This is a genomic window from Vibrio sp. 10N.222.49.C12, from assembly GCF_041475025.1.
Classification (GTDB): domain Bacteria; phylum Pseudomonadota; class Gammaproteobacteria; order Enterobacterales; family Vibrionaceae; genus Vibrio; species Vibrio crassostreae_C.
On sequence record NZ_JBFRVF010000076.1, the window covers coordinates 31466 to 48050 of the forward strand.

Below are 16585 nucleotides of genomic sequence, written 5' to 3' on the forward strand. Positions count from 1 at the left end.
GGCGAGTCGTATGACTCGCCATTTTTATATAATTTAAAATCTAGTGAGTAAGCTAAAAGCTTAAACCCACTGACCAGCAGTAAAGCCTGAACTCCAACACCATTGGAAGTTGTAACCACCAAGCCAGCCCGTTACGTCCATCACCTCACCAATGAAATAGAGGCCAGACACGCTCTTACATTCCATGGTTTTTGAAGATAGGTGATTGGTGTCCACGCCACCTAGAGTTACTTCGGCAGTACGGTAACCTTCGGTGCCGTTTGGCGCGATTTTCCAGTTCTCTAAATGCTCTACAATGTCATTCAGCTGTTTTTCATTGAACTGCTTGAGCGGCTTGTCTTCAAGCTCTTTGCGGTCAATCAGTACTTCTACAAAACGCTTTGGTAATGCTTTCGCTAAGGTGTTTTTCAGGCTCTGATTTGGGTGTTTCTCTCGAGAGTTTTCAAGTAGTTCAGCAACGTCCACTTCTGGTACTAGATTAATCGAAACCGATTGACCCGCTTTCCAGAACGAAGAAATTTGCAATACCGAAGGACCCGATAGGCCGCGGTGAGTAAACAGCAACGCTTCTTTGAACAAGGTTCCGTCTTGCGCGGTGATCTCAGCAGGAATCGCGATTCCTGAAAGCTCAGCGAAATCTTCTTTATCTTCTTTATGCAGAGTAAATGGTACTAAGCCTGCGGTAGTTGGCATCACAGACAAACCAAATTGCTCGGCAATCTTGTAGCCAAATGGCGTTGCGCCCAGCTTAGGCATCGACAAACCACCTGTCGCCACAACCAGTGAGTCACACTCAACTTCGTCGGTATTGAGGTGCATCTTGAAGCCAGCGTCTGTTTTTTCGATGGAGTGAACATCACAACGGTAGCGTTGTTCGACTTTCGCCTGCTTACACTCGTCAAGCAGCATGCTCACGATATCTTTTGCTGTGTGGTCATTCACACAGAACAACTGGCCGTGATCACGCTCTTCGAACTCAATACCGTACTTGCTCACCATCGAGATAAAATCCCAGTTGGTGTATTGAGATAAAGCTGACTTCACGAAGTGAGGGTTGTTACACAGGAAGTTGTTGGCTGAAACATCATAGTTAGTGAAGTTACAACGGCCGCCACCTGAGATTAAAATTTTTCTGCCTGGTTTCTTTGCATGATCAACCACCAGCACTCGTCGGCCACGTTTACCCGCTTCCGCAGCACACATTAAGCCCGCGGCGCCCGCACCAATTACGATTACATCAAACTTTTCACTCATTGGGGTTCTGCTTTCTTCACTTTTGCACCTCGAGTACGCCCTGTTCTCGAAATGCCATCAATAAAAAAGGATGTGCATAAACAGCACATCCTTACTAATTGCTCGCTATTCTAGCGGCAATTTTAAACTTTGCAATTGATGTTCAATTGTACAATTTGCAGACAGCAGCAAAACCACTACTTGGCTTAGCGAACCAACAACCGAAGCTTTACACCAAAACCTAAACTCTACTTCACACGTACTAAATAACTTAGACGATGAAAGAAGACAGCAAGGTTACACCTAGCAGAGCGGAAGAGAGTATGAATAACTGTCTTACGCGATCGCACTTCGAAGTAAAAACTTCGTCATGATGATGGTGATACTCTTTGCTTTTGATGTAACTGAACAGGCGAACCTGTTTGGTCATATTGCCATGGGTTGTGAAAAAACCGCCTCCGTCTACTTGTTGATAAAGTAGAGGATGCGCTTCTCGCATAATATAAATGAGCGTTCTTAGCGCAGTAAAGTAACGCGCCCAGTTCACGCAAGTCACAACCATTAGTGCAAATAGAATAGTGTCGCCGCTGATCATCCTTTCCTCCCTACATCTTCATAAGAAAACTCAAAAGAAAAAGATAATCAGTGTCTTTTTCGTACTACCTAAACGGCAGGAGCTTCCATAATTGAAGATGAACCATCTTTTGCCAATTGCGCTAGGTCTTTATCAATAAAAAACAGTGCTTTACCGTCTTCACCAACAAGCTCTAGCTTATCCAATACACCTTTAAACAACTTCTCTTCTTCGTGTTGCTCTGCAACGTACCATTGCAGGAAGTTAAAGGTTGAGTAGTCTTGTGTGCTGAAAGCAACGTGAGCCAGTTTGTTGATCTTTTCAGTAATCATCTGCTCATGTTCATAAGTTTCACGGAACACTGCACCAAGGCTTTCGAATTCGTGTTTCGGTGCTTCAATCGAACCCAGAATTGGCATTGCACCGGTTTCGCTTACGTAAGTGAAAAGACGCTGCATATGTTCCATTTCTTCTACTGCATGAACACGCAGAAACTCTGCTGCACCTTCAAATCCTTTGTCTTCACACCAAGCACTCATTTGTAAGTATAGATTGGATGAGAAAAATTCTAGGTTAATTTGATCATTCAGTTGCTCAACCATAGTTTTTGACAGCATTTAAGACTCCTAATTACATCCTCAATTTTCTCTACTATATCACTATTTAATGAATATCTCGCAGGCCATTAGTTAACCAATATTTCGAGCTGTCATTACGCAAGACAGTGGATATGAGATCACTTCAGCAAAAAAAACCATCGCATAGTGCTAATCTTAAATCAGACAATGAATAAAGGAGGTAGCGATATGAGTTACAAACATATTTTGGTCGCGGTCGATTTATCAGAAGACAGCAAATTAATTGTGGATAAAGCGGTAGCATTGGCTAAGCCATTGGAAGCCAAAGTCTCTTTTATCCATATCGATATTAACTACGCAGAGCTGTATACCGGCCTGATTGATATCAACATGGCCGAAACCCAGCACAACGCGATGGAAGCGTCTCGTATTCAGCTGCAAAATTTTGCGGAGCACGCCCAATACCCGATCACCCATACCCTAGTAGGCAGTGGTGATTTGAGTCATGAGCTGTGTGACACCATCAACGAGTTCAATGTTGATCTCGTGGTTTGCGGTCACCATCAAGACTTTTGGAGCAAGCTGCTCTCTTCAACACGCCAACTGATCAACGCCTCTCCGGTTGATATGCTGGTCGTGCCTCTAAGAGATTCAGAAGACTAATGATTTAAGGTTAGGTAACATACAGCTCATATCTTATTAACGAAGTTTTACTATGAGCTATTTAGCTGGTGTTACCCTCCTATGGGCCTTCTCCTTTAGCCTGATCGGCGTTTACCTTGCGGGTCAGGTTGATTCTTGGTTCTCTGTTTTAATGCGTGTTGCCCTTGCTGGCGTCGTATTTCTTCCTTTCCTAAAGTTTCGCGGCGTATCGCGTAAGCTGATCGCTAAATTGATGGCAATTGGTGGTATCCAGCTTGGCCTGATGTACTGCTTCTACTATCAGTCTTTCTTACTGCTATCCGTTCCTGAAGTCCTTTTGTTTACTGTCTTTACCCCAATTTACGTCACGCTTATTTATGACTTTCTCAAAGGGCAATTCTCTCCGTGGTACCTAGTGACAGCGGCAATTGCGGTATTGGGCGCGGTATTCATTAAGTTCGCAGGTATTAACGAAAACTTTTTAGTCGGCTTCCTCGTCGTGCAAGGCGCGAACCTGTGCTTTGCTATTGGTCAGGTGGGCTACAAGGTGGTGATGGAGAAGGAATCGACCGAGTTGCCTCAGCGAACCGTATTTGGTTACTTCTACTTAGGGGCGTTATGTGTCGCGTCAGTGGCTTTCATGCTACTAGGCAACCCAGAGAAACTGCCCACCACCACACTTCAATGGGGAATCCTGATCTACCTTGGCTTGATTGCGTCGGGGCTGGGTTACTTTATGTGGAATAAAGGCGCGTGCATGGTGAATGCTGGCGCGCTGGCAGTGATGAACAATGCCTTGGTTCCTGCTGGTCTGGTGGTGAATATCCTGATTTGGAACAGAGATGTCGATTTGGTTCGCTTGTCTATTGGTGGCGCCGTTATCTTATTCTCTTTATTCGTCAATGAGACGTGGGTGAAGAAGCGCGTAGCAAGATCCGCAAGCAACGCTTAGCTGATTTGAACGAGCTACATGAGTCAGCTCGGATAACCCCAAAAAGCAAAAGAGCGACCTAAGGTCGCTCTTTTTAAATCATCGCTGTAGCAATAAACCATTCAAATCAACTTCAGTGGATTTGATTGTGGCTCACTACCTGAGTCTTGGTTTCAGTGAAGGCAACATCATCAAGTTGTAGGTTGATTCGTTCCAATTCACTTTCCAGCTTCTGACTTTTCTTAAACAGCTTTTGCTGCTTCTTAATCATCTTCGCCAGTTTCTTATTGTACTTCTCTTGTTTCTTAGCCGCTTTCTTCGCTTGTTTGAGTTCAGCTTTCTCATCACCGCTCGCCTTCGCCATCAGTTTTTTCAGCTTGGCTTTTTTCTGTGCGGCTTCTTTTTTGGCAAGCTCAGGGGCCATATCAGCGGCGGCTGGATCGAACATTTGTACGCTCGGTTCAATTGCCTCGTTGATTTCCGCAAGCGACAGTTCTGGTGCAGGTAATGTTTCCGCTAGCAGGCCGCATGCGACTTTCTCTTCAACGGGTTTGTTTTGACAACCAAGAGGTGGAATTGCGGTGGGTTTGCATAGATTCGCTTGATCCGCCGAAGAACGCGCGCAAGAACGACACACGAACTTAGGTTCAGTCACTAAGCTGTGGATCTCGCCCAAGTGTTCGGTGATATCTCGACGGTTTAACTTACAAAAGCGTTTAGCCATGCTTCAACTCCAGCTAAGAATAATAATGATTCTTAGTTAGATATACATCTGTAACGCGACTATCGCAAGTGTTAAATGGCAATTTATCGTATTTATGACGGGAAATTTTCTTAGCGTGTATCTAAGTTATTGATGCTTCAATTAAGTCATTGATGCTTTCACATAGACGTCAAAACGGTTCTTTTTGGTTTCGATCGCCATGCTCGGTTTTTGCTCGTCTAACCAAGCTGCGTAATCCGGTCTTTTAACCACAACTCGCTTCGATGCCAACTTCATCGCTGGCTCAAATAGGCCATCAGCATCCAGATCGGCACCCACCAAAGATTGGAATACGCGCATCTCTTTTTTGACCAGAGCCGATTTCTTTTTGTTCTCTGGGTGTGGGTACATAGGGTCGAGGTACACCACATCAGGTTGTTCAAAGTCAGGATCGTTACTGAGCTTGTCTAAAGCATCGTGACTGGATGCGTGAATCAACTTCATGCGTTCAGTTACCCAACCACCGATATCTGGGTCTTGTTGCGCTCGCTGCAAGCCATTATCAAGCAGTGCGGCCACAACGGGGTGACGCTCGACCATTTGCACCTTACAACCTAGAGAAGCCAACACAAACGCATCGCGCCCTAAGCCTGCAGTACCATCAAGAATAGTTGGCGTTGCGCCTTTGTTTAAACCAGCTGCTTTGGCAATCGCCTGACCTTTACCACCGCCAAACTTACGTCGGTGACCAACAGCGCCTCCCACTAAATCAACAAAGATAGCGCCAAGCTTAGGCTCATCGACTTTACGTAGCTCAAGTCGCTCACTAGTCAGTACCAAAGCAAAATCACTGCTTTCATCATGAGATAAGTTCCAGCGGGTCGCTAAGTCATTCAAATGATCGATTTGGGTAGCATCTTCGCAAATCAGTTGTAGTTGCAAGGTCGTCTCCAACAGACAGTAGTATTCAAAACAAAAGAGGCAACCAGTTTACCTGATTGCCTCAACAATACATATTAGCGGTGAAAAGTATTCCCAGCTAAAGTCGGCTTACCTAAACCAATGGCTCTGTCTCTCGCTCTTGTCTTAACTCTTCAACAAGCTCTGCGAGTGGCTTAGGTCGCCCTATGATGTAGCCCTGCGCGTAGTTCACACCCAGTTCGATAAGCTTGTCGATAATCTGGGTATTTTCAACGAACTCAGCCACGGTGTGCTTGCCCATCTGCTTGGCAAGATCATTGATCGAGCGAACCATCACATGGTCCATCTCATTCACATCAATATCACGTACAAACAAGCCATCGATCTTCACAATATCGACAGGCAGCTTTTTCAGATAGCCAAATGACGATAGCCCTGAGCCAAAATCATCCAATGCAATCATGCAGCCAAGCTCTTTGATTCGAGTGAAGAACTTGATCGCCTGCTTCATGTTACTCATGGCCGCTGTTTCGGTGATCTCTAAACAAATCTTATGACACGGTATCGATGAATCGCTCAGGCTATCTATCAAAAATTCGACAAACTCACGGTTACCCATCGAGTGACCGGAAAGATTGATTGAACACATCCCCAGTTCCTCAATAACCTCAGGGCGTTGCTCCAACCAACCCAAGGTTTGACTGACGACTTGGCGGTCAATCAAATGCGCGATGTTATAACGCTCTGAGGCTGGCATGAAGATCCCCGGGGAGATGTATTCCCCTTGGATGTTCTTGATGCGGACCAAGATTTCAAAGTGCATTTTATCGCTGTCTTCATCTAGGCCAAGAATTCGCTGCGCAAACAACTCTAAGCGATCGTTAGCCAAGGCCTCATGCACTAGGTTAACGCACTCCATCTCAAGATGGCGACGACGCAGGTCTTCATCATCTTGATGGTAAAGATGATAGCGATTGCGACCTTCTTCTTTAGCGGCATGACAAGCTGCATCCGCCTGAGCGTGCACCATCTGTGGTGAAGCTGCTGTATGGTCGATCAATCGAATACCGATAGAGCACGTCAGGTTGAGTCGAATATCATCCCACAAGAATGGATTCTCACTCATCATCGAGATAATACTGCGACACACATTCACCGCATCTCGTTCAGTACAGTCTTTCATCAGCACAGCAAACTCATCACCGCCCATTCGCGCTAACACCGCATTATAAGGCAGTACATCTTCCAGCAATTTGGCGCTAAACATGATTGCGGCATCACCCGCTTCATGCCCTGCGGTGTCGTTCAGGACCTTCAACTGATCCAAGTCTAAGAACAACATTGCGTGAGTTCGCATGTGGCTCTCAACCTCTTTCAGCGCCTTTTGCAGCTCTTGCTCAAAGTGGTTGCGGTTAAAGGTGTCAGTCAGTAGGTCATAGCGAGCCTGATACTCTAGCTTTTCAGAAAGCTCGTGCGTTTCGGTGATGTCTTCACCCACAATCAACAGCTGATCAGACTCCACCAACGGGCGGATATTTTCACGAATCCAGCTCTTGCTGCCGTCGGCATGGCGATATTCGATATCACGACGCCACACACCACGAATCTTATGCTGAGGTTGCAGCAAGATATGACGAGGAATCATCGCGTTCTCATCAACATAGAATTCTCTAGGGCGATGGCCCAACAACTGATCGAGAGGGTATCCCAAAAGCTCTTCGGCAAACTGGTTCACTTGTTGAATGCGATTATTGCCATCGAGCGTAATCATCATCACCGGCTGTTTGTCGTAATACAGCTTCAAGTTTGCTTCACGTTGGAACAGCTTATTCTCAGCAAGCTTACGTGAGGTCACGTCGCGCGCCTCAAAGAGAAACTGAATGTCTTCGTCTTCACTGCCCGGCATCGGCTTCAATGAAATATCCAACACCATCGCACCGCGATCTCGACACCACACCTCGGCTTCAAATCGTAAGGCTGGGTGCTCACTTTTTGCGATGAAATATTCGGCTAGCACTTCTCGCGCAGAACTTTCCCAATGTTGGTGTTGTTGCAGCGGCGTTCCCAGTTTATAGCCTTGATTATAAAGCAGCTCATGTAACTTGCTGTTACTCGACAGCAGCACGCCACCCTTATCAATGATGCCCATAAATTGCAGGCTCTGATCAAATATCGACTCCAACAGTCGTTGGCTTTGGCGACTTGCACGTTCGCTCTTCTTCAGACGGTTAAGGTAATACACCAACACCGCGATAACACACGACATGCTCAAGAACATTAAACCGATGGTGCGAATTTCATCGCGATAGCGCATTAAGAATGACTTCGGCTTATTGAGGAAGGTTACTGAGGCTTCATTCTCTGCACCCAAATCCCAACGTGAGATCTGTTGGTAATCGAGTTTGATTTCTGGCGCGCCAGCAACCACCAATGGCAATGGAGCCTTAGGATTGTTCAGCACGCTCAACAGCACGCGCCCCGTGTCTCGACCTTGCGTTTCTCCACTGTGGATCACGCCACCAATCGCACCAAACCCAAGTCCTAAATCATGCACAATATACAATGGCATCTGAGTTTTTTTGTTGAGCTGACGCCAGTCTTCTTTGCTGCTGACCCGACCATTGATGTCGCGGTAGTAGGCCCAGAACAACAAGCTTTTAGTTAGATCAGCGCGTTGCGCGAACGTCATCAGTTCTTGATAAGAATCAGGCGTATATTGCTCCACCATCCCAGAAAACTCAGGGCGTTTTTGTAGAAATAAATCCACTTGAGCGCGAATCGCTTCACCCGTTACCGAGTGATCGGTAACCACGTAAACTTTTTTAACCGTCGATTGAAGTCGATTGATCAGCTCAATATTGCTCGCCATATCAATATCTTCAGTGATACCGGTTGCGTGCAAGCCTTCAATCATTTGCGGAGAAAAATTGTTGATGCCACCAAAAATAACGGGCGTGCCATTGAGTTCGGGCGCTAAGCGTTTCATCAGATTGAGGGCGTTATTATCACTGACGACTACAGCGGCAAACTCTTCATGCGACAGCTTAGTGCGGTATAGCTGATAAATTCGCTCTAAGTATTCAGCGTTTTGAGTTCGCTTGGTATCGAGATAAACAACCCGGTAAGATAACCCATCGCGATCGAGCTCATCAGATAGTCCTTTATGGAAATCATCTGTCCAGAAAAAGCCTTGATGATAAGAGTGAATAACCAACACATCTTTTGCCTGAGCTGAAGCAAAAACACTCCAACACATCACAATAAAAAATAACGAAAATCGCACTGAATTCACCCTAACCCTATAGTTACTGCTAATATTATCACCCTTGGCTATGATGTGTACTCAAGCCGGTATGTTTTTCATTCAACCTAAGGATTATGCATGTCCACAACCACAGCTCGTCTAGATGATCTAGACCGTGCCATTCTCAAAACCTTGATGGAAGATGCACGAACTCCTTACGCTGAAATGGCAAAGCAGTTCGATGTCAGCCCTGCGACGATTCACGTTCGCATCGAAAAGATGAGATCGGCAGACATTATCGAGCGAACGGAAGTTGTGGTAAACACCAAAAAACTGGGTTACGACGTGTGTTGCTTTATTGGCATCAACCTTAATGCTGCCAAAGATTACCACTCGGCGATCGCTAAGCTGAATGCCTTAGACGAAGTGGTTGAGGCGTACTACACCACTGGTGCTTACAATATCTTTGTAAAGCTGATGTGTAAGTCGATAGAAGAGCTGCAGTTTGTATTGATCGATAAGCTGCAAGCGATCGATGAAGTTCAGTCGACAGAGACACTGATTTCATTGCAGAACCCTATCAACCGCAATGTGAATCCATAACATTGATTCGCCTTGCTTGGCATAACGCACAGACAAAAAAGAGCCTCTAACTAGAGGCTCTTTTCGCAATAAACTAGATAGTTACCGTGATTATGCGTTGATTCCCGCGTGGCGCAGCATTGCGTCGATTTGTGGCTCACGACCACGGAAGCGTTTGAACAGCTCCATTGGCTCTTCACTGCCACCCATTTCAAGGATGTTGTTCAGGAAGCGATTACCCGTTTCAGTGTTGAAGATACCCTCTTCTTCAAATGCTGAGAACGCATCTGCCGATAGCACTTCTGCCCACAGGTAGCTGTAGTAGCCCGCGCTGTAACCACCAGCAAAGATATGACCAAAGCTGTGTGAGAAACGGTTCCAATCTAGGCTTGGCAGTACCGACACCTTAGACTTAACATCCGCTAGCGTTTCTAGTACGCGAGCACCCACTTCAGGGTCGTATTCTGTGTGTAGCGTGAAATCGAACAAACCAAGCTCTAGCTGACGCAGGATAAACATCGCAGATTGGAAGTTCTTCGCCGCTAGCATCTTCTCTAGCATCTCTTTTGGTAGCGCTTCACCCGTTTCGAAGTGACCAGAGATGAACGACAGCGCTTCTTCTTCCCAACACCAGTTTTCTAGGAACTGACTTGGTAGCTCAACCGCATCCCAAGGCACACCATTGATACCCGCAACTGCGCCCGCTTCTACTTGCGTTAGCATGTGGTGGATACCGTGGCCAAACTCGTGGAACAGAGTCACGACTTCATCATGAGTAAACAGTGCTGGCTTATCACCAACTGGCTTGTTGAAGTTACACGTTAGGTAAGCGACGGGCGTTTGTAGCTCGCCAGATTCAGTAATACGACGACCACGACAGTCATCCATCCAAGCGCCACCACGTTTGTGTTCACGTGCGTATAGATCTAGGTAGAAGCTACCACGCAGTGTTCCAGTCGCATCAAAGATATCAAAGAAGCGAACTGACTCATGCCAAGTGTCTACACCTTCACGCTCTGTTACCGACATACCAAACACGCGGTTCAGTACCTCAAACAGGCCTGAAACCACATTAGATTCTGGGAAGTAAGGACGAAGCTCTTCATCAGAGATCTCGAACAGCTTCTGTTTTTGTTTCTCGCTGTAGTAAGCGATGTCCCAAAGATTCAATTCAGAAACACCAAATTCTTTCTCAGCAAACTGGCGTAGCTCTTCAACTTCGCGTTCACCTTGCGGTTTGGCTTTTACTGCTAGGTCGTTTAGGAAGCCAAGCACTTGGTCTGGCGTTTCTGCCATCTTAGTCGACAGTGATTTTTCGCTGTAAGTACTGAAACCAAGCATGCGCGCGATCTCGTGGCGCAGCTTAAGTTGCTCGGTGATGATCTCAGTGTTGTCCCACTTACCTGCGTTTGGACCGCGATCTGAAGCGCGCGTTACGTACGCTTCATAAAGCTCTTTACGCAGTTCTTGGTTATCACAGTAGGTCATCACAGGTAGGTATGATGGGATATCTAAAGTCAGTAGGTAGCCTTCTTGCTCTTTAGACTCAGCCGCCGCTTGAGCTGCCGCCAGTGCTGATTCAGGCATACCTGCCAGCTCAGCTACGTCTGTGATCTGCTTGCTCCAACCCATGGTTGCATCAAGCACGTTATTTGAGAATTGAGAGCCTAACTCAGACTGGCGCTTGCTGATCTCGCCGTAACGATGCTGTTCATCTGCAGGTAAGCCAATGCCCGACAATTCAAAGTCGCGCAGTGCGTCGGTAATAGTTTTTTGTTGAGCTCGGTTCAGTGCAGAGAATACTTCACTCGCCTTGATCGCTTTATACGCTTCGAACAAGCCTTTGTGTTGGCCAACCCAAGTGCCGTATTCAGATAGCACAGGTAAGCAGCTCTCATACGCTTCACGCAGTTCGTCACTGTTCACGACAGAGTTCATATGGCTTACAGGTGACCAAATGCGACCTAAACGATCATCCACTTCTTCAATTGGAGCAACTAGGTTGTCCCAGCTTGGTGAAGTATTACCTTCAAGTACTTGTTCTATCTTGTTGCGACACGCTTCAATCACTTGCTCAACTGCAGGCTTTACGTGCTCTGGCTTGATCTGTGAAAACGGAGGTAAGTCCGTGAAGGTTAATAGCGGATTAGACATATAAACATTCCTTTGGCTTTAGAGACTTTCGTCTTTTTTGTAATGAGGTCGTCTTACAGTCATCAGGCTAAAGTTCGCCCTAAAAAATCACCTGCGAATAGTTATTAAATAGTGCCCAACAAGGCAAATTTCAATAGTAGAACCAATAACTAACTGCATATTGCTAGCGACTGTTCCTGAATTGTTCGAGAATTTATGGTCCATTGAGGGTTATAATAGTCTGATTAACCCCACCTACACTAACCACACTCTAATTCGAGAGTGTTACGAGAGTTTAATTTGTTAAGTTATCGCCACAGCTTCCACGCGGGCAACCATGCCGACGTAGTAAAGCATATCGTACAGAGCCTTATTCTTAATTCTTTGAAACAAAAGGATAAGCCTTTTGTTTATCATGACACTCACTCTGGTGTAGGTCGTTACGACTTAACGCATGAATGGTCTGAAAAAACCGGTGAATACAAGCAAGGTATTGCTCGTGTGTGGGAGCAAACAGACCTTCCTGAAGACATTCAAAGCTACCTTGAGTCTATTTCCATTCTCAATAATGGCGAGAAACTGCGTTACTACCCGGGTTCTCCACGTGTTGCACGTGCACACCTGCGTGACCAAGACCGCATGGTACTGACTGAGCTTCACCCAGCCGATCACCCGCTGCTTGAGCAAGAGTTCCACCGTGATCGTCAGGTATCTATCTACAAAGAAGATGGTTTTAAGCGCTTAAAGGGCAGCCTGCCACCAAAAGAACGTCGTGGTTTGGTTCTTATCGACCCGCCTTACGAGCTGGCAAAAGAGTACCGTGATGTCGTGACTGCAATCGCTCAAAGCCACAAGCGCTGGGCAACCGGTATCTACGCAATTTGGTACCCGGTAGTAAATCGCTGTGATATCGAAGATATGATCGAAGGTCTCGAAGGCTTAGGCATCAACAAGATTCTACAAATCGAACTTGGCGTATCACCAGACACCAACGAGCGTGGCATGACGGCATCAGGCATGATCGTGATTAACCCGCCTTGGAAGCTAGAAAGCCAAATGAAAGAGATTCTTCCATTCTTGAAGGAAGCAATTGCGCCAGCGACCGGTCACTTCAAAGTAGAGTGGATCGTACCCGAGTAATCTCGAACTTAACGTCATGCTCTGACAAATATTAAGCAGATTGTGACGTACACGAATAAATTTTAAACAGGGAGATTGAGTTCAACCGATCTGCCCTCAATATAATAATTATACAATTTAAGAATCTATAGGACGTAGGTGTTCAGTGCGCTCACTGTACCCACAGCCTTCAATAAATGGAGAAAGTAATGGCGACTCATTTTGATTACATCTGTATCGGCGGCGGTTCAGGCGGCATCGCATCAGCAAACCGCGCAGCAATGCACGGTGCAAAGGTTGCACTTATCGAAGCTCAAGACCTTGGTGGTACTTGTGTAAACGTTGGCTGTGTTCCTAAAAAGGTAATGTGGCACGGCGCTCAAGTTGCTGAAGCGATCAACCTATACTCTGAAGATTACGGCTTCGACGTTGACGTAAAAGGCTTCAACTGGAGCAAATTAATAGAAAACCGCCAAGCGTACATTGGTCGTATCCACCAATCTTACGATCGCGTTCTTGGTAACAACAAAGTAAACGTAATCAAAGGCTTTGCTAAGTTCGTTGACGAGAAGACTGTTGAAGTTAACGGTGAACACTACACCGCTGATCATATTCTGATCGCAGTAGGTGGTCGTCCAACCATTCCAAACATCCCTGGCGCAGAATACGGCATCGATTCAAACGGTTTCTTCGACCTAATGGAGCAACCTAAACGTGTTGCGGTTATCGGCGCGGGCTACATTGCTGTTGAGATCGCAGGCGTACTAAGCGCACTTGGCACAGAAACACACCTGTTCTGCCGTAAAGAATCTCCACTACGTAGCTTCGACCCAATGATCATCGAGACATTGGTTGAAGTAATGGAAGCGGAAGGCCCAACACTTCATACACACTCTGTTCCAAAAGAAGTAGTGAAAGAAGCAGACGGCACACTGACTCTACACCTAGAGAACGGCAACACTCAAAACGTTGACCACCTAATCTGGGCGATCGGTCGCCACCCAGCAACTGACGCTATTAACCTAGCATCAACTGGCGTTGCAACTAACGACCGTGGCTACATCAAAGTAGACGAATTCCAAGCAACCAACGTTCCTGGCATCTACTGTGTTGGCGACATCATGGAAGGCGGTATCGAGCTAACTCCTGTAGCGGTTAAAGCAGGTCGTCAGCTTTCTGAGCGTCTATTCAACGGTCAAACTAACGCGAAAATGGACTACAACCTAGTTCCTACTGTTGTATTCAGCCACCCACCTATCGGCACGATTGGTCTAACGACTCAAGAAGCTGAAGAGAAGTACGGCAAAGACAACATCAAGGTTTACACATCTGGCTTCACTGCGATGTACACAGCAGTAACCAAGCACCGTCAACCTTGTAAGATGAAGCTAGTATGTGCTGGCGAAGAAGAGACAGTCGTTGGCCTACACGGCATCGGTTTCACGGTTGATGAGATGATTCAAGGCTTCGGCGTTGCAATGAAGATGGGCGCAACCAAAGCAGACTTCGACTCTGTTGTGGCGATTCACCCAACGGGCAGCGAAGAGTTTGTTACCATGCGTTAAACCTTTGTAAGTCAAAGAAATATTATGAAAAAGCCGACATCTGTCGGCTTTTTGTGTTTTTTACCGTATGTTTGAACGTTTATTAACCGAACAGCATTTTACACACTTAACTTAGAAGAAAGATCACGCTACAATCGCGCGCTATAAAATTACACGCATAAAAATAACAAATAGCTCTATTACAGAAAGGATGTACGAGTAATGAAAAAAGTGAGTATTCTCGCAGCGGCGATTGCAGTGGCTTTAACAGGTTGTGGTAGCGACAGTTCTAATTCAGGTGTCACAACACCGACAGAACCATCAACAACAACCAACAAATTTATCGATGCCGCTGTTGAAGGTATCTACTACAACACCAGTTCTGGCTTAAACGGTATTACAAATAGCGAAGGCGAATTTACCGCTAAAACTAACGACACAGTGACCTTCTTTATTGGTGGTGAAAATGGCTTAAAAGTGGGCGCAGCATCCAACCGTGATGTATTGACTCCATTTGAAGCTGCGGGCAAATATGCACGTGCCGTTAACCTAGCGATTTTACTTCAATCTTTAGATAACGAATTTGGTAGTTCGTCCGATGATGTGCTGACCATTCCAGATGCGCTGCGATCGCCTGATGCAACGACTCTAGCTAAGATGGAAGATCTAAGCTTAGATGATCGTGATAGCGTGATCGACTTCTTAGACGAAATGGGCGTAGACTCTGCAAACATCACTTCGGAAGAAGATGCTCTTGATCATATGCAAAATGCGTTTGGCTCAATGACTCGCGGCGAAGACACCGTTAATCCTTTTATGGCTGAAGGTAAAATCGTTCGTTATATTGATGTGACTCAAAACTCTGAAAAGTTCACCTACGTTCATGCTGATAAGCTTATGGAATCAGAAATGTTTGAACGTACTCGTGGCATGACCGAGATGACATACAAGGTGAACTCAGCTGACTCCGTCTCTATGCTGGCTGGATCGAACGATTATTCATTGTCGGAAAACTTCGCAGAACAGTACCTCACCTGTATTTCTAACGCTGCGCACCAATGGATTGATAAAGATAACGCCGAAAAAAAAGGGTGTGATACTAACGACGATGGTCTAGTGGACAGAGAGAATGGCTCCCTTACACCGGATAGTCAGTTTGTGCTCAACAACCCTTTTGCATACAGACTTCGAGATCTAGCACAGTCTTCAACGGCAGATGAAGAATTTACAAACTCGGACATCGACTGGATGCCGTTTGATGCTGAAAAGGCATCAGACCTAAACCATTACACCGCCAACCATGTTTGGGATGATGGTAAGAACGGCACGCCAAAATGGATTCGCAGCACAACCTCTGGCTCTTTTGACCCTGTGACTGGTATTTATTCCGAGATCGTTAAAAAAGAAACACTAGGCGATGACCCTAACAATGACCCATCTCGTGCAACAGAGCGCGTTGGTTACTATTATGAAGTTGATTCAAAAGATGCCGAGCGCTACGTCGACTTCACAGGTACATGGGACACCACCGCGATTTGTGGCGATGGACAAAGTGCAGTCATGAGAATGGTCTTCTCAGACTTAGCAATCACAATATCTGGCGCAGAGTGTGAAAGCCAAAATGGTGCTCCTTCATCACCGGAAGATTTGGGCGAGTCTGTTTATACTTACGCTGAATTAGCGACTATCGACTACTGGTGGTTCAACCAAGCGGGCCGCGAGTCGAAAGCAACCTTGACTGAGTTGAACACGGTCGTGCGCTTCTGTGACGCTGGTGACTATGTAGCAGGTACAGCGTGCCACGCAAACGATGAGTACTTCATTAAATGGGAATACCAACCAGCAGGCACTGATTGGGATGAGGGCCTACTGATTCGTCGTAAGATGGACAGCTTCGGTAATAGCAACGGCAGCTCTAGCATCATGCAGAAAATCAACTAATCGCTAAATTGATTCGTTTACCTCTAGATAAACCAGAAGCACGCTTCTGGTTTTTTTCATTTTTAGTATAGATGAACCTTCAAGCCCCCATCCCCGTAGATACAAAAACAAAATCTTAGCGATCCAAAACAACAACGGAGTTTGTAATGAATCTACTGATCGAATCATTTGAAGGCGGGATTTACTTGGCTTACCAAGTTATTGGCGAGCAAAAACAATTAATCAAAGATGACCACCAGCACCCTATGAAGTTTTTGAGTATTAACCAAGCACGCGATCACTTTAGCGACCAAGGCGTAGCATCAGCAATGTTGGTTCATAACAGCGCCTACGACGAGATGTGCGGTGAGCATTGTGGTAGCACACAGCCTTTCGAGATTGATTTGAAGTGGAGTTAAATCAACCTCAAATCAATCGCGATAAATCGAGTAGGAGGAGGC

14 protein-coding genes are annotated in these 16585 nt (G+C 46.0%); 7 read left to right on the top strand and 7 right to left on the bottom strand.

Translation table 11 applies throughout. The features are described 5' to 3' along the window. Window positions 1–60: 60 nt before the first annotated feature. The 3 genes from AB4583_RS19215 to ftnA all read right to left on the bottom strand — a co-directional run bounded on the left by AB4583_RS19215 (window position 61) and on the right by ftnA (window position 2424). Window positions 61–1254, bottom strand: a complete 1194-nt coding sequence (locus AB4583_RS19215) for an NAD(P)/FAD-dependent oxidoreductase (protein WP_017070097.1) — start codon at window positions 1252–1254, stop codon at window positions 61–63. A gap of 250 nt (window positions 1255–1504) precedes the next feature. After that, window positions 1505–1828 (bottom strand): universal stress protein UspB, encoded by a 324-nt coding sequence (uspB, locus tag AB4583_RS19220; RefSeq protein WP_009848060.1) that lies wholly within the window; start codon window positions 1826–1828, stop codon window positions 1505–1507. A gap of 68 nt (window positions 1829–1896) precedes the next feature. Continuing rightward, a complete protein-coding gene (ftnA, locus tag AB4583_RS19225; protein ID WP_017070096.1) occupies window positions 1897–2424 on the bottom strand; it encodes a non-heme ferritin in 528 nt (175 codons plus the stop codon). Between the two features lie 189 nt (window positions 2425–2613). On the opposite strand from ftnA, the gene uspA reads away from it, so the two are divergent. After that, window positions 2614–3048, top strand: coding sequence for a universal stress protein UspA (gene uspA / locus AB4583_RS19230; protein WP_017060149.1), 435 nt, complete (start codon window positions 2614–2616; stop codon window positions 3046–3048). Between the two features lie 52 nt (window positions 3049–3100). Further along, window positions 3101–3979, top strand: a complete 879-nt coding sequence (locus tag AB4583_RS19235; RefSeq protein ID WP_017060148.1) for a carboxylate/amino acid/amine transporter — start codon at window positions 3101–3103, stop codon at window positions 3977–3979. Window positions 3980–4091: 112 nt separating this feature from the next. On the opposite strand, the gene AB4583_RS19240 is transcribed toward AB4583_RS19235, so the two are convergent. The 3 genes from AB4583_RS19240 to AB4583_RS19250 all read right to left on the bottom strand — a co-directional run bounded on the left by AB4583_RS19240 (window position 4092) and on the right by AB4583_RS19250 (window position 8838). Next, a complete protein-coding gene (locus tag AB4583_RS19240) occupies window positions 4092–4682 on the bottom strand; it encodes a hypothetical protein (protein ID WP_017060147.1) in 591 nt (196 codons plus the stop codon). A 141-nt stretch (window positions 4683–4823) separates the two neighbouring features. Continuing rightward, window positions 4824–5603 (bottom strand): class I SAM-dependent methyltransferase, encoded by a 780-nt coding sequence (locus AB4583_RS19245; RefSeq protein ID WP_372118837.1) that lies wholly within the window; start codon window positions 5601–5603, stop codon window positions 4824–4826. A 112-nt stretch (window positions 5604–5715) separates the two neighbouring features. Next, complete coding sequence (locus tag AB4583_RS19250; protein ID WP_372118851.1) at window positions 5716–8838, bottom strand: EAL domain-containing protein; 3123 nt, start codon at window positions 8836–8838, stop codon at window positions 5716–5718. Between the two features lie 126 nt (window positions 8839–8964). Between AB4583_RS19250 and asnC the strand changes: the two genes are divergently transcribed. Beyond that, window positions 8965–9429 (top strand): transcriptional regulator AsnC, encoded by a 465-nt coding sequence (asnC, locus tag AB4583_RS19255; protein WP_008218581.1) that lies wholly within the window; start codon window positions 8965–8967, stop codon window positions 9427–9429. A 90-nt stretch (window positions 9430–9519) separates the two neighbouring features. Here asnC and prlC read toward each other — a convergent pair whose 3' ends face one another. After that, window positions 9520–11562 (bottom strand): oligopeptidase A, encoded by a 2043-nt coding sequence (gene prlC, locus AB4583_RS19260; protein ID WP_372118840.1) that lies wholly within the window; start codon window positions 11560–11562, stop codon window positions 9520–9522. A gap of 279 nt (window positions 11563–11841) precedes the next feature. Here prlC and AB4583_RS19265 point away from each other — a divergent pair, with 279 nt between their 5' ends. From AB4583_RS19265 to AB4583_RS19280, 4 genes are all read left to right on the top strand, one after another. Then, window positions 11842–12681 carry a 23S rRNA (adenine(2030)-N(6))-methyltransferase RlmJ gene (locus tag AB4583_RS19265; protein WP_017060143.1) on the top strand — a complete coding sequence of 280 codons (840 nt, stop codon included), beginning with the start codon at window positions 11842–11844 and terminating at the stop codon, window positions 12679–12681. Between the two features lie 188 nt (window positions 12682–12869). After that, on the top strand, window positions 12870–14225 hold the full coding sequence (gene gorA, locus AB4583_RS19270; protein ID WP_372118844.1) for a glutathione-disulfide reductase: 1356 nt from the start codon (window positions 12870–12872) through the stop codon (window positions 14223–14225). A 201-nt stretch (window positions 14226–14426) separates the two neighbouring features. Then, window positions 14427–16145, top strand: a complete 1719-nt coding sequence (locus AB4583_RS19275) for a hypothetical protein (protein WP_372118847.1) — start codon at window positions 14427–14429, stop codon at window positions 16143–16145. 146 nt (window positions 16146–16291) lie between these two features. Next, window positions 16292–16543, top strand: coding sequence for a DUF6482 family protein (locus AB4583_RS19280; protein ID WP_017070091.1), 252 nt, complete (start codon window positions 16292–16294; stop codon window positions 16541–16543). Window positions 16544–16585 lie beyond the last annotated feature (42 nt).